Source organism: Kitasatospora sp. NPDC048365, assembly GCF_043200835.1.
Lineage (GTDB): Bacteria > Actinomycetota > Actinomycetes > Streptomycetales > Streptomycetaceae > Kitasatospora > Kitasatospora terrestris.
Map to the genome: position 1 here is coordinate 22,004 of NZ_JBICYJ010000036.1, position 12,409 is coordinate 34,412.

At 72.6% G+C, this 12,409-nt stretch carries 12 protein-coding genes; 1 reads left to right on the forward strand and 11 read right to left on the reverse strand.

All coding sequences use genetic code 11. The features are described from left to right. Window positions 1-163 precede the first annotated feature (163 nt). Window positions 164-730, forward strand: coding sequence for a murein hydrolase activator EnvC family protein (locus ACGFX4_RS30000; protein WP_393080830.1), 567 nt, complete (start codon window positions 164-166; stop codon window positions 728-730). 87 nt (window positions 731-817) lie between these two features. Here ACGFX4_RS30000 and whiG read toward each other — a convergent pair whose 3' ends face one another. The 11 genes from whiG to rplS form a co-directional block, all read right to left on the reverse strand. Beyond that, the gene (whiG, locus tag ACGFX4_RS30005) at window positions 818-1,651 is read right to left on the reverse strand and encodes an RNA polymerase sigma factor WhiG (RefSeq protein WP_393080966.1); all 834 of its coding nucleotides are present in this window, start codon (window positions 1,649-1,651) and stop codon (window positions 818-820) included. Between the two features lie 1,219 nt (window positions 1,652-2,870). Continuing rightward, window positions 2,871-3,905, reverse strand: coding sequence for a DNA-processing protein DprA (gene dprA / locus ACGFX4_RS30010; RefSeq protein WP_393080833.1), 1,035 nt, complete (start codon window positions 3,903-3,905; stop codon window positions 2,871-2,873). 731 nt (window positions 3,906-4,636) lie between these two features. Beyond that, entirely contained in the window at window positions 4,637-6,289 is a 1,653-nt protein-coding gene (locus ACGFX4_RS30015) for a YifB family Mg chelatase-like AAA ATPase (RefSeq protein WP_393080836.1), read from the reverse strand. A gap of 1 nt (window position 6,290) precedes the next feature. Then, on the reverse strand, window positions 6,291-6,761 hold the full coding sequence (locus ACGFX4_RS30020) for a YraN family protein (RefSeq protein ID WP_393080838.1): 471 nt from the start codon (window positions 6,759-6,761) through the stop codon (window positions 6,291-6,293). Window positions 6,762-6,966: 205 nt separating this feature from the next. Beyond that, window positions 6,967-7,296, reverse strand: a complete 330-nt coding sequence (locus ACGFX4_RS30025) for a DUF2469 domain-containing protein (RefSeq protein WP_345699135.1) — start codon at window positions 7,294-7,296, stop codon at window positions 6,967-6,969. A gap of 57 nt (window positions 7,297-7,353) precedes the next feature. Next, complete coding sequence (locus ACGFX4_RS30030; RefSeq protein WP_393080968.1) at window positions 7,354-7,827, reverse strand: NUDIX hydrolase; 474 nt, start codon at window positions 7,825-7,827, stop codon at window positions 7,354-7,356. A gap of 46 nt (window positions 7,828-7,873) precedes the next feature. Then, window positions 7,874-8,620, reverse strand: coding sequence for a signal peptidase I (lepB, locus tag ACGFX4_RS30035; RefSeq protein ID WP_393080841.1), 747 nt, complete (start codon window positions 8,618-8,620; stop codon window positions 7,874-7,876). A gap of 234 nt (window positions 8,621-8,854) precedes the next feature. After that, complete coding sequence (lepB, locus tag ACGFX4_RS30040) at window positions 8,855-9,772, reverse strand: signal peptidase I (RefSeq protein ID WP_393080971.1); 918 nt, start codon at window positions 9,770-9,772, stop codon at window positions 8,855-8,857. Window positions 9,773-10,019: 247 nt separating this feature from the next. After that, window positions 10,020-10,790, reverse strand: coding sequence for a signal peptidase I (gene lepB / locus ACGFX4_RS30045; protein WP_393080844.1), 771 nt, complete (start codon window positions 10,788-10,790; stop codon window positions 10,020-10,022). Window positions 10,791-10,971: 181 nt separating this feature from the next. Beyond that, the gene (gene lepB / locus ACGFX4_RS30050; protein ID WP_393080846.1) at window positions 10,972-11,937 is read right to left on the reverse strand and encodes a signal peptidase I; all 966 of its coding nucleotides are present in this window, start codon (window positions 11,935-11,937) and stop codon (window positions 10,972-10,974) included. Between the two features lie 70 nt (window positions 11,938-12,007). Continuing rightward, window positions 12,008-12,358 carry a 50S ribosomal protein L19 gene (gene rplS, locus ACGFX4_RS30055; protein WP_393080849.1) on the reverse strand — a complete coding sequence of 117 codons (351 nt, stop codon included), beginning with the start codon at window positions 12,356-12,358 and terminating at the stop codon, window positions 12,008-12,010. Between the last annotated feature and the right edge of the window lie 51 nt (window positions 12,359-12,409).

Genomic DNA, 12,409 nt, shown 5'->3' on the forward strand with positions numbered 1-12,409 from the left:
GCGGAGTTGTCCACAGGGGCCGCGTCGGCCGTCGCCGGGAACGGCGGGCGGCGGCAAGCTCTGGTGCATGGCTGTTCGTACGCGGGGTGATGGCGGTCGGGTGACGGGGTCTGCATGCGTGGTGGGGCCGGCATTAGTGGTGGGGCTGGCATTGTTGGGGGCGATGACCGGCGGGCCGGTGGGGCCGGTCGCGCCGGTTGGGTCCGCGGTGGCGCTGGTCTCGGCGGGATCGGTGGTGGCCGGGGGCGGAGCGATGCCGCCCCGGGGCGGGCCGCTGACGAGCGGGGTCGGCCCCGGTGCGGGGCGGGCGTGGCCGGTGGGCGGGCGGGACGGGCTGCGGCAGCGCTTCGACGCCCCGCCGGTCCGCTGGGCGCCGGGGCATCGCGGGGTCGACCTCGCCGCCTCCGAGGGCGCGACCGTACGGGCGGCTGCACCCGGGGTGGTGACCTTCTCCGGGATGGTCGCCGGCCGCCCCGTGGTGACCGTCACCCACCCCGGTTCGGGCAGTCCGCCGCTGCGGACCACCTACCTGCCGGTCGCGGGCACCGTACCGGTCGGCACCGCCGTGGCCGCCGGCCAGCCCATCGGCACCGTCGCCACGGGCACGGGCCACTGCGCGACGGACTGCCTGCACTGGGGACTACTACGGGGCGACCGCTATCTCGACCCGCTCGCCCTGTTCGGCGTCGGGCGGGCACGGCTGCTCCCACTCGACCACGACCTCCACTGAGGAGGAGATGGGGCGGCGGCGGGGCGAGTCACCACAGGTTCGCCCGCCCGCCGGGGCCTGCGGGTGCTCACCGGGGCGTGCGGGTGCTCACCGCGCGTCGGAGAGCTTGGCCCTGAGCTGCAGCACCGACTTGGTATGGATCTGGCTGACCCGGCTCTCGGTGACCCCGAGCACCTGTCCGATCTCCGCGAGCGTCAGCCCCTCGTAGTAGTAGAGCGTCACCACGGTCTTCTCCCGCTCCGGCAGCGTGTTGACGGCCGTCGCCAGCAGTCGGCGCAGCTCGCGGTCCTCCGCGATCTCGACCGGGTTGTCGGCACCGCTGTCCTCCAGCGTCTCCATCAGCGTGAGCCGATCGCCGCCGTCGCCCGCCGAATGCAGCAGCTCGTCCAGGGCGACCACGTTGGCCAGAGACAGCTGGCTGAAGATCGTGCGCAGGTCGTCCAGCGAGATGCCCATCTCCGCCGCGACCTCGGGCTCGTGCGGCGTACGCCGCAGCCGTGCCTCCAGGGTGGCGTAGGTCCGCTCGACCGCTTTTGCCTTCTGCCGGACCGAACGTGGAATCCAGTCGAGCGCGCGGAGTTCGTCGATGATCGCGCCGCGGATCCGGCTGATCGCGTAGGTCTCGAACTTGATCGCCCGGTCGATGTCGAACTTCTCGATCGCGTCGATCAGCCCGAACACGCCCGACGAGACGAAGTCCGCCTGCTCGACGTTGGCCGGCAGACCGACACCGACCCGGCCGGCCACGTACTTGACCAGCGGTGAGTAGTGCAGGATCAGCTGCTCGCGCAGCCGGGGGTCAGCGGTCTCTTTGTAGGAGCGCCAGAGATTCTCCAGCTCCGTGCGCTCGGGGTTGGGGCTCGGGTTGGGGTTGGGGTTGGCGCCTTTCCCGGCAGAACCGGGGGCGGTGGCGGCAGGGATCGAGGCCGCTGCAGACGCGGCGGGGGCAGCGGCAGGAGCCGACGACGCCGGGGCAGGGACCGGAGCGGGAACCAGCGTCGGCGCGGCTGCCGCGCCCGGTCCGGACCGGCTGCCCTGCGTGGCGGCCTCCGCACCGGCGTCCGCCGGCCGAGCCGTCTCGGAGCGAGCTGCCGGAGGCTTGTTCGCAGCCCTTCTGGCTCCTGCGGGCCGCGCCGCCGACGGCTTCGTCACCGACGGCCCGGAGGCGGTCCGGCCATCACGCTCCCGCCGGCGACCGGACGGCGACTGACCGATGGTCGGCTGACCCACCGCTCCGGGGCCACCGGCAGCCTGAGCCGCAGCGCTCCGGGGGCCGGCCGGCCGACCTGGCAGGGACGCCCCGGGTCCAGCGGGCACAGCCGGAGCCGGCCCACCGGGCACACCAGGTGCACCCGGAATGGTGGGCACCGGCGGGCCGGCGGGTGCCGCGGGAATGCTGGGCGCGGCGGGAATGCCAGGCACCGCTGGCCCTGCAGGTGGAGCCACCGGTGGCGCGGACGGCGCAGGGGGCACGGCTGTGACTGGACGGTCGTCCGAAGGGCGGCCCGGGCCGGCCGGACCGACGGCTCGCCGCAGGGCTGACGGCTGGCCCGTCGTCATCGGCTGACCCGCGACGGGCTGGCCGGGCGCCTGCGGCGGGGCGACCTTGCGCGCCAGCCCCAGCCGCCCCGGCCCCTTCGGCTGGAGCTCTGCGGCGGAGCGGTTCTCGGCCCCCGTCCCTTCGGGGGACCGGGCGCCACCGGTCACCCGGTGTCCGGGAATGTGTGTGGGCATGCGTTGGTCTGCGCCGTTCTGCCGAGTCATGTGCTGATAGGGAAGCCATAGGGAGCGTAGCGTGACCAAGTCGCTGCATAGTGCTACCGCCACTCGGTCGTCCCCCGATCCGGTGGCGCCACTGCTCCGCCCCGGCGTGTCCCGCTGAACTGGCCGGTCCGACGGGCGGCGCGGACGGCGCGGCGCGCGCCGCCTCGTGTCGCCGATCGCCGGTTCCGGAGCTGGGCGGGGGTTGGACCGGGACCGGGGTCGCCCGCGGTGGTCGCCGGTGCCGATCACCGGTCGCCACCATGTGCGCGTCGCCCCCCGGTCGACGGTCTTCGGCTCGGCGATCTCCGGCAATCACCGTGTGTCCGTCGACCACCTCCCCGATGCCCTCCCCTCTCCGGCCTCCGACCGCGGCCTCCTACAGTTCCTGCCGGCGTCGCCTGACAAGCCGCCAGTGGGTGCCGAAGCGTTCGACGTAGCCCAGCGAACCGAGCTCGTAGAGCCGTTTCATCGTTTCGTCGAGCGTCAGGCCCGCCTGGCGGGCGAGCCGTTCGGGTGGCGCGCCCTCGGCGTTGGCCGGGACCGCCTCCAGGACCCTGGCCACCGGGGGTTCCAACAGGTCTCGTGGGAGAACCGGTCCGGCGCGCCGAGGCGCGAGGTCCTCGCCGATCGCGCCGATCAGTTCGCCGACTTCGGCCCCGTCCGTCACCAGGGTGGCCGCCCCACTCCGGATCAGGGCGTGGACTCCGGCCGACAGTTCGGAGGTCACCGGCCCGGCGACGCCCATGGTGTGCCGGTTGAGGTCCCGGGCCCGCCGTGCCGTACTCAGTGCACCACTGCGCAGCGCCGCCTCGACCACGACCGTCCCGCGGGTGAGCGCGGCGATGACGCGGTTTCGGAGGACGAAGCGGAACCGGTTGGGGTGGGTGCCGAGCGGGAGCTCGCTGACCACCAGCCCCTGCGCGGCGATGCGCTCGATCAGCCCCGCATTTCCGGGCGGGTACGCGACGTCGACGCCACACGCGAGTACCGCCACGGTCGTACCGCCCACCGCAAGGGCGCCCTGGTGAGCGGCGGAATCGATGCCGTACGCCGCACCCGAGACGATCACCCACCCCCGCTCGGCGAGCTGTGAGCAGAGCTGACCGGCCACATACCTCCCGTACGGCGTGCAGGCCCGGGATCCCACTACGGCGACCGAGCGGAGGGCGAGCAGGCGCAGCGAACCGGTGCCGCGGATCCACAGCCCGACCGGCCGGCCGTCCCCCAGATCCTCGAGCTGCGAGGGCCACTCCGAGTCCCCCGGAATGATGAACCGGCCGCCGCGGGTTCGCACACGCTCCAGATCCACCCTCGGGTTGATCTCCGGAAGGCGCGCTCGATAGGCGGCCAGCCTGGCCGAGCTGAGCCCGAGGTGTTCCGGTGCTGTGCCGTTCCTGATCGCCCGCACCACCGTCAGGGCGCCGAGCCGTGCGACGGCGCGCCCGATGGTGGCGTCGCCCGGTTCGATCAGGCGGGTGAGCGCGGCCCGGGCCCACCTCTCGGGGTCGACCTCGGCGGGTGACTCGACGGCTGGAGGCACAGGAGCGGCCGCTGCGGGGCCGCCACCCACCGTCTCGGGCGCGGCCCGGTCCGCCGACCACCGCCCCGTACCCGGCGCGGTCGACGCGGCGCCCTCGCCCCTGGCGCCGTCCTCACCACCGTTCCCGGGGCTGATGCCCGCACTGGTACCGGCGTCGGAGCCGGCCCCGACCCCGGTTCCGGCGCGGCCACCGTCCCCGACGGTGACCGCAGCATCGGAGACGTTCTCGACGTCGAGGTCACCCCCCGCTGACGGCACGGCCTGTCCTCCCGGGGCGCAGGCCGCCGGTCCTCGCCGAGGCGCGCCGCGTGCCTCGGCCGACGGCGTCGCTCGGACGTGCCCGGCGACCGGACCGGGTGTGGTCGGCCGGTTGCGGGGCCGCCTCGGCCGAGGGCGCAGCCGCGCGGCAAGGCCCGGCTCGGGGAGCGGCACGGGGACCGCGATCTGGACCGCCGGCACGGGCGAGCCCGCAGCCGTCTCGGCGCGGCAGGCCGTGACGGCGGCCGGGCTGTGGTGGCCACTGGTCAGGCTCGGCGTTGAACTCTGGGTCACGATCGTCTCCTTCGCGGGTCGGGGCTGGTCGGGGCTGGTCGGACGTGGCGTCAGAACTCGCCGCCCAGGTCGGCGTCGGGGTCCCGGTGCGGATCGGCCCGCGGGTCGGTGAGCGGCTGGCCGCGGTGGACACCGGTGCGCAGGGTCAGTGCGGTCCTGATGTCGCTGCGTTCGGGCCGGGGTCGGCCGGCCAGGTCGGCGACCGTCCAGGCGACGCGGAGGACGCGATCGAGACCGCGGGCGGTCAGCAGGCCGCGTTCCAGGTCCCGCTCCGCGTCGGCGAGTGATCCTGGGGCGAGCCGCCAGCGGGTGCGGAGCTCATGCCCGGGCACCTCGCCGTTGGTGCGCCAGGGGGTGTCGACGAGCCGGGCGGCCGCTCGCTCGCGGGCGGCGCGTACGCGGGCGGCGACCGTGGCGGTGGTCTCCGACGTGCGGTCGCGCTCCATCAGTTCGGTCTTGGTGACGGCCGCGACCTGCACCTGGAGGTCGACCCGGTCGAGCAGCGGCCCGGAGAGTCGCGCCTGATAGCGGTTGACCATGACCGGGGTGCATTCGCAGCCCCCTCCTCTCATCGAGTACTGACCGCAGGGGCAGGGATTGGCCGCCAGGCAGAGCAGGAAGCGGGCCGGCAGCCGCATCGAGCCTGCCGAGCGGGCGATGGTCACCTCGCCGGACTCCAAGGGCTGGCGGAGGGCATCGAGCACCCGGACCGGGAACTCGGGTGCCTCGTCGAGGAACAGCACGCCCCGGTGGGCCACCGAGACGGCGCCGGGTCTCGGCAGGCCGGTGCCACCGCCGACGATCGCGGGCATGGTGGTCGAGTGGTGCGGTGCGCAGTAGGGCGGGGCGTCGACCAGGGGTCGGTCGGCGGGGAGGAGGCCGGCCACGGAGTGGACCGCGGTGACTTCGAGTGCCTCGGCGTGGGTGAGCGGTGGAAGCAGGGCGGGCAGGCGCTCGGCGAGCATGGTCTTCCCCGCGCCCGGCGGGCCTTTGAGGTAGAGGTGGTGTCCACCGGCGGCGGCGATCTCCAGGGCGCGTCGGGCCTCGTACTGGCCCGCGACGTCGGAGAGGTCGGGTCGGATGTCGTGGTTGGCGGCGAGGTTGCGGACTCCGACTCCGGGCACCAGCAGCCCGGCGGCCATCGGGTCGGGCAGGCCGGCGCCGAGGACCGGCGGCTCCTCCGGCTCGGGCGCGCCGGTGAGCAGGGCGATCAGCTGGCGGAGGCTGCGCACTCCGCGGACGGACACTCCGGGCACCAGGGCTGCTTCGGCGGCGGTCTGCTCGGCGACGACCACCTCGCGGTATCCGGCGTCGGCGGCGGCGAGCACCGCCGGCAGGACACCGCGGACGGGGCGGACCCGGCCGTCCAGGCCGAGCTCGCCGATGATCAGCAGGCCCGCGATCGAGGACGGATCCAGGCGCTCGGCGGCGGCGAGCACGGCGCAGGCGACGGCGAGGTCGTACCCGCTTCCGCTCTTCGGGACCGAAGCCGGGGTGAGCCCGACCGTGAGCTTGCGCTGCGGCCATTTCTCGCCGCTGTTGACCACGGCGGCCCGCACCCGGTCGCGGGCCTCCAACAGGGCCTTGTCCGCCAGGCCGACCAGACTGAATGTGGCGATGCCGGGCTCCAGGTCGGCCTGGACCTCGACGACGACACCGTCGACGCCGAGCAGGGCGACCGAGCAGGTACGGGCGAAGGCCATGTCACACCGCCCCGCGCAGGTGCTCGACCTCGGCCGCGCCCTTGACCCGGTTGACGACGGCGACCAGGTCGATCCGGACGCCGCCCGGCGGTGGGGGTGCTGGGCCTCGCGCGGTCCCGTCGACGGGTGGCTCGCCCGGAGCGCCGCTACCTGACGTCTGCTCGACGACGTGCGCGAGGCGGGAGAAATGGACCGGCCAGCGCTCCGCCAGCCAGCGCTCGGCGAGTCGGCGCAATCGGTCGGCCTTGGTCTCGTCGATGCCTTCGCTGGGCTGCTGGAAGCCCCGCTCGGAGCGGGTCTTCACCTCGCAGACAGCGATCGTGTCCCCGTCCAGCGCAACGATGTCGAGCTCTCCGTCCGGGCACCGCCAGTTGCGCTCCAGGATGCGCAGGCCGCCCTCGGTGAGACGTCGGGCGGCCACCTCTTCGCCGTAGCGGCCGAGGCCGTTGTTGGAACTCTGCACGGCTGTCACCTCCGGGTCGGGAGGTTGCCGTGGTCGCGCCGGGCGGGCCAGCGCCCACCGGATTCCTGTGGACAACTCGGGGTTGTGGACAACCGGGGTCACCCGCGGGGGTGAGAATCCGGCTCGCCTCTGGACAGGGGCAGTGGACGCCGTTCAGTCTCGTGGCCCGGGCACCCCCGTCCCGGACTGCCGCTGCTTCCGGTCGCCGCCCCGGTCAGTTGTTGCCGAAGGCCGAGTCGTCCGACGGAAGCTCCAGGTCGCTCTTGGCGAGCTCCTCGATGTTGACGTCCTTGAAGGTCAGCACCCGGACCTTCCGAACGAACCGGGCCGGCCGGTACATGTCCCAGACCCAGGCATCCGCCATCGACACCTCGAAGAACACCTCGCCCTGCACCGAGTGCACCTGCAGGTCGTAGTCGTTCGTGAGATAGAAGCGTCGTTCCGTCTCGATCACGTACTTGAACAGGCCGACGACGTCCCGGTACTCCCGATAGAGCTTGAGCTCCATCTCGGTCTCGTACTTCTCGAGGTCTTCGGCACTCATTCCAAGCGTCCCCTCAACTCGTCACGTCCACCCCATTGTGGACCACCGCAACCGCGCTCAGAGCGTGACCGGCGGTACTGGTGGCCCTTCGGAGAGCAAGCGCTCGACCAAATCGGCCAGACCTGCCGGGTACACGGTTTCGCCAGTGGTCCGCAGATCGTCCACCGTCCACCAGCGAGCCGCCGTCAGCACAGCGTGTTCATCGGCGCCGCCTCCCGTCGGTTCCACGTCCGTCCGCACCGTGCGGGCCAGGTGGAACCACTGTTCCTGCTCGAATTCCTGCCCTCGGAAGGAGAAAGCAGTCATGCCGTACGCCACCAGTGGACCGATCTCCACCCCGGTCAGCCCGGTCTCCTCGGCCAGCTCCCGCCGGGCCGCCGCCACCGCGTCCTCGCCGGCCTCCATCCCGCCGCCCGGGGTGATCCACCAGGTCACGCCCGGTACGGCCGGGTCGAAGCCGTGCAGCAGCAGGATCCGGTCGGCCGCGTCCAGCAGCAGCACGCGCACGGCCCGACGCCGTTCCACCGCCATCTGGATCACCTCTGTCCTGAGACTCTGTGCCCGCGTGGGCCCCGGGTCAGGCCCTCCGCCCGCGGAGGCGCCGGACCAGCTGGACCGCGCCGCCTGCGGCGGAGGCCAGCACCACCGTCGCCGCACCGCCCGCAGCCGCCCAGGCGGCCGGCACAAGCGGCCCCGGCTGGTGCGCCGGCTCGCCACCGAGACCGTCGAACGCGGTCGTCCGGCTCTGCGTCCCCGCGCGGGAGAACGGCAGGACGATGGCCTCCACCCGGGCCTGCACCCCGGTGGCCGGCACCGTGCCCGCCGCCAGTTCGAGGTGGCTGCGCGAGTCGAGCGAGTTGGTCCGGTCGTCGCCGAGCAGGAAGAGCCGCCCCTCGGGCACGGCCACGGAGAAGGCCACCGAGAGTATCGGCTTGTCCTCGAGGTACGGCTCGCGTACGGGCGTGCCGTTGACGGTCAGCCGCCCCCGCTCGTCACCGGCGACGGTGTCGCCGCCGACCGCGACCACGCGCTTGACCATGGACTCGGCGCCCCAGGTGTCGTCCTGGAAGACCACGATGTCGCCGCGCCCGACCGACCCGCCGTCGGCCTTCCGGGCGAGGACGGTGTCGCCGATCGCCAGGGTGGGCGTCATCGACGCGGTCGGGATCTTGTAGGGCCGGTAGTCGACGGCGATCAGCGCGAATCCGCCGACCATCATCACGAACCCGAGCGCGATCACCAGGCCCTGGACGACCGAGGCCGTGCTGCGGCGGGTACGGCCGGCCGGACGGGCGGGCGTGGTCCGCTCCGCGACACTGCTCATCGCCTTGGCCCTCTCCTCACCGGTTGGCGCTCCGGACGGAGACGCCGACGTGCCCGGCGGCCGCAGCCTGCCGGAGCAAAAGCTGCGGGCCGTGGCACGTGCGAGCAGATTACTCACGAGTACCACGGCCCGCGCAAGCCTTCGCCGCGGATCAGCGGAAGCGGATCCGTACCGGGAGCAGGCTCCGGATCCGCGTCGGCGGCACCGGGGCAGAGACCCGGTGCCGAGCCGACGTCAGCGGCGGCGCCGACGCAGCAGCCAGACCGCGGGCACTGCCGCGGCGGCCCCGGCCAGCGGAGGAGCGAACGGCGCGGCGGCAGAGAGCCCCTTCTGGTCGAAGGTCGCCGGCACCGGCAGCGTCGCCCAGTCACTGATCGGCCACGCGACCACGAACGCCCGACCGACCACGTTGTCCACCGGCACCGTGCCGCCACCCGGCTGGTCCTGGTGGAAACGGGAGTCCAGCGAGTCGCCGCGGTGGTCGCCCATCACCCAGATGCTGCCCTTCGGCACGTGGACCGGCCCGAAGGGCTTCTCGCCACAGGGGGTGTTGCCCGGGTAGATGTACGGCTCGTCGAGCGCAACGCCGTTCACCTTGACCGGCCCGGTGCCCTGGCACTCGACGGTGTCGCCGCCGATCGCGATGACCCGCTTGATCAGGTCCTTCTCGTCGCTGGACGGCATCAGGCCGATGAAGCTGAAGACGTCCTGGATGCCCCGGACGAAGGCGTTGTCGCTCCGCTGGGCCGGCTCGTCGTTCAGCCAGCCGCCCGGGTCACGGAAGACCACGACCTCACCGCGCTCCGGCTCGGAGCCGAACCAGGGGGTGAGCTTGTCCACCAGGACGCGGTCACCGACCTGCAGGGTGTTCTCCATCGATCCCGACGGGATGGAGAACGCCTGGACGAAGAAAGTCTTGATCACCAGGGCGAGGATCAGCGCGATGCCGATCAGGATCGGCAGTTCCTTCCAGAAGGACCGCTGCTTGGGACGCCTGGTGGTGCCCTCCTCGCCGTCCTCCGCCGTCTCGGCCCGGTCCTCGCCCGTGCCAGTTCCGTCCAAGGAGTCGCCCTCCATGCCATCCGACTCGCCGGGGCCGCTCACATGCTCCCCTTCGGGCTCCGGGGTGCCCGAACGAGCACCGATCACCAGATCCCCCACGACATCTCCTCCCTGCTGTGCGGACGCCCGCGCGCCCGCGCTCCTCAGTGCCGCACAGCGGGCACCGCACTTCGTGATCGGCCCTCGGCCCGCCTCAGACCTGCCCGTCATGGGCACGCCCGACACCGGCGCCGATCCGAGCACTTCGGCACTTCACTTCTCTATCACTCCCGATCGACGTGCCGGAGCCCCACGCGCCGACGGGGTGAGTTCGCCGGGTCGCCCGCCGGCCCCCGGATCAGGTCCCGCGGCTGGCCCTCCGGCGCCGCGCCAAGGCCGGAAGCACACCCAACACACCCATAACGAGCGGAGGTTCCGCAGGATCCGGCCGAACGGCCCCTGATTCGCCCGCCGCCCTGGTCGGCAACGAGGAGAGTGAATCCGGCACTTCGAGTTGACGGAAGTGCGAGAGCGGCCAGGCCACCACGAACGCGCGGCCCACCACGTCCTCGACCGGAATCGTCCCCGAGCCGGGATTCGCCATGTGGTAGCGGGAGTCGGCGGAGATGTCCCGATGGTCGCCCATCACCCACAGCCGGCCCGCCGGCACCGTCACCTTGAAGGTCAGCTTGGACGGGTCGTTGCCCGCGGCCAGGTACGGCTCGTCGAGCGGCTTTCCATTGACGCTCAACTTTCCCTGTGCGTCGCAGCACTCGACGGTGTCGCCCGCGACACCGATGACCCGCTTGATCAAGTCGCGCTCGTCCTCGGACGGAAGGAGACCCGCAGCCGACAGTACGCCCTTCACCCGGCGCATCGCCGGTCCGTCCGAGGAGGGCTTGTGGTCCGGTTCCAACCAGCCACCGGGGTCCTTGAACACCACCACGTCGCCCCGGCTCGGCTCATTGCCGAACCACGGGGTCAGCTTGTCCACGAGGACGCGGTCGCCGATCTGCAGGGTCTGCTCCATCGACCCGGAGGGGATCACGAAGACCTGCACCAGGAACGTCTTCAGCACCAGCGCGATGACCACGGCGACGACCGCGATCAGCGGCAGCTCGCGCAACAACGAGCGGCGCTGGCGCTTGGCAGCCCGCTTCGCGGTCCGTCGGCGCTCGGCCCGCCCCCGCGGGACGTCACCGCCCGAGCCCCCGCGGGCCACGTCCCTACCCCCACGCGTGCCCGTCACGTCCGCGTCGGCCCGGGAGCCGTCCGACCGGCTCTGCTGAACCCCGGCCGAGGACCTGCCCTTACCCCTGGTCCCCATGCGTACCAGTTCCCCCTGTCGCGGCGAAGGCGGCAGGCCGCTCCAGCGAAGTCCACCGGCCGACCGGGAAGACCACCCAGTCCGCGCGGCCGATCACCTTGTCCTCCGACACCGTCCCGCCACCCGGCTCGCCGAGGTGGTCCCGGGAGTCGCGGGAGGCACTGCGGTGGTCACCCATCAGCCACAGCTCACCTCGCGGCACCACGATGTCGAACGGCACCGAGGACGCCGTGTCCCCCGGGAAGAGATAGTCCGACTCGTCCAGGGCGACCCCGTTGACTCGGAGACGCCCGTCCGAGCCGCAGCAGGTGACCCGGTCCCCGCCCACGCCGATCACCCGCTTCACAAAGACCGTGTCTCCCGCCGGCGCCAGCCCGAGTCCCGACAGGACACGGCGCGGCGCGGCCGGCTCCGCCGCGTACGGAAGGAACGAACCGATGCCGTCGAAGACCACCACGTCGCCCCGCTGGACGTGCCCGCCGAAGGCGTACGCCAGCTGGTTCACCACCAGCCTGTCGCCCGGCTGCAGCGTGCCCTCCATCGAGCCCGACGGCACCGCGAACGGCCGAGCGACGAAGGCGTTCACGACGAGCAGCACCGCGACGCACACCGCCGCCAGCCACAGCAGATCGCGCGTCCAGCGGTGGCCCGCAGGCTCCCCGGCAGCGGCGGAGTCCTCCTCGGAGCCGGCCCCGGCTCCATCGGCCGCAGCGACGTCGGAACCACCACTGCCATCGGCACCGGTCTCCGGAGCCGTGACCGCTTCCGCCACGAGCGTCCCGGTCGCCTCGGCCATGGCATCAGAAGCCACCGCGACCTCAGAAGCGACCGCCGCCTCAGAAGCGGCCGCGACCTCAGCCCCGGAAACGACCACGGACCGCGACGGCCGGTCCGCCCCCGAAGGGACAGGACGGCCATCGCGGTCCGCGGGTGGTTCGTGCGTGCTCATCGGGCTGAGCTTATCCTCACGGCGTACGCCGTTCGGAGGCCCCGTCCGGGCTGAGCAGGAGCGCAGCCGATCAGGCGTCGCGCTTCTCCTTGATCTTCGCAGCCTTGCCGCGGAGGTCACGCAGGTAGTACAGCTTGGCGCGACGAACCGCACCGCGGGTCACGACCTCGATCTTCTCGACGACCGGGGTGTGCACCGGGAAGGTGCGCTCGACACCGACGTTGAAGCTGACCTTGCGAACGGTGAAGGTCTCACCGATGCCGGAGCCGTGACGACGGATGACAACGCCCTGGAAGACCTGGACGCGCGAGCGGTTGCCTTCGATAACCCGGACGTGCACCTTGAGGGTGTCACCCGGACGGAAGGACGGGATGTCGGTGCGCAGCGAAGCCGCGTCGACAGCAGCGAGCTTGTTGCTCATGTTGCTCTCCATCGCAGGCGCCACGGGCCGCCCACGGAAATTCGTCTCAAT

Excerpts from the sequence above, each read along its gene's own strand:
- ACGFX4_RS30030 (WP_393080968.1), bottom strand. The coding sequence starts at position 7,827 with ATGGCGGTGGAACGGCGTCGGGCCGTGCGCGTGCTGCTGCTGGACGCG.
- ACGFX4_RS30025 (WP_345699135.1), bottom strand. The coding sequence starts at position 7,296 with ATGAGTGCCGAAGACCTCGAGAAGTACGAGACCGAGATGGAGCTCAAG.
- ACGFX4_RS30000 (WP_393080830.1), top strand. The coding sequence starts at position 164 with ATGACCGGCGGGCCGGTGGGGCCGGTCGCGCCGGTTGGGTCCGCGGTG.
- ACGFX4_RS30015 (WP_393080836.1), bottom strand. The coding sequence starts at position 6,289 with ATGGCCTTCGCCCGTACCTGCTCGGTCGCCCTGCTCGGCGTCGACGGT.
- lepB (WP_393080846.1), bottom strand. The coding sequence starts at position 11,937 with ATGAGCACGCACGAACCACCCGCGGACCGCGATGGCCGTCCTGTCCCT.
- rplS (WP_393080849.1), bottom strand. The coding sequence starts at position 12,358 with ATGAGCAACAAGCTCGCTGCTGTCGACGCGGCTTCGCTGCGCACCGAC.
- lepB (WP_393080841.1), bottom strand. The coding sequence starts at position 8,620 with ATGAGCAGTGTCGCGGAGCGGACCACGCCCGCCCGTCCGGCCGGCCGT.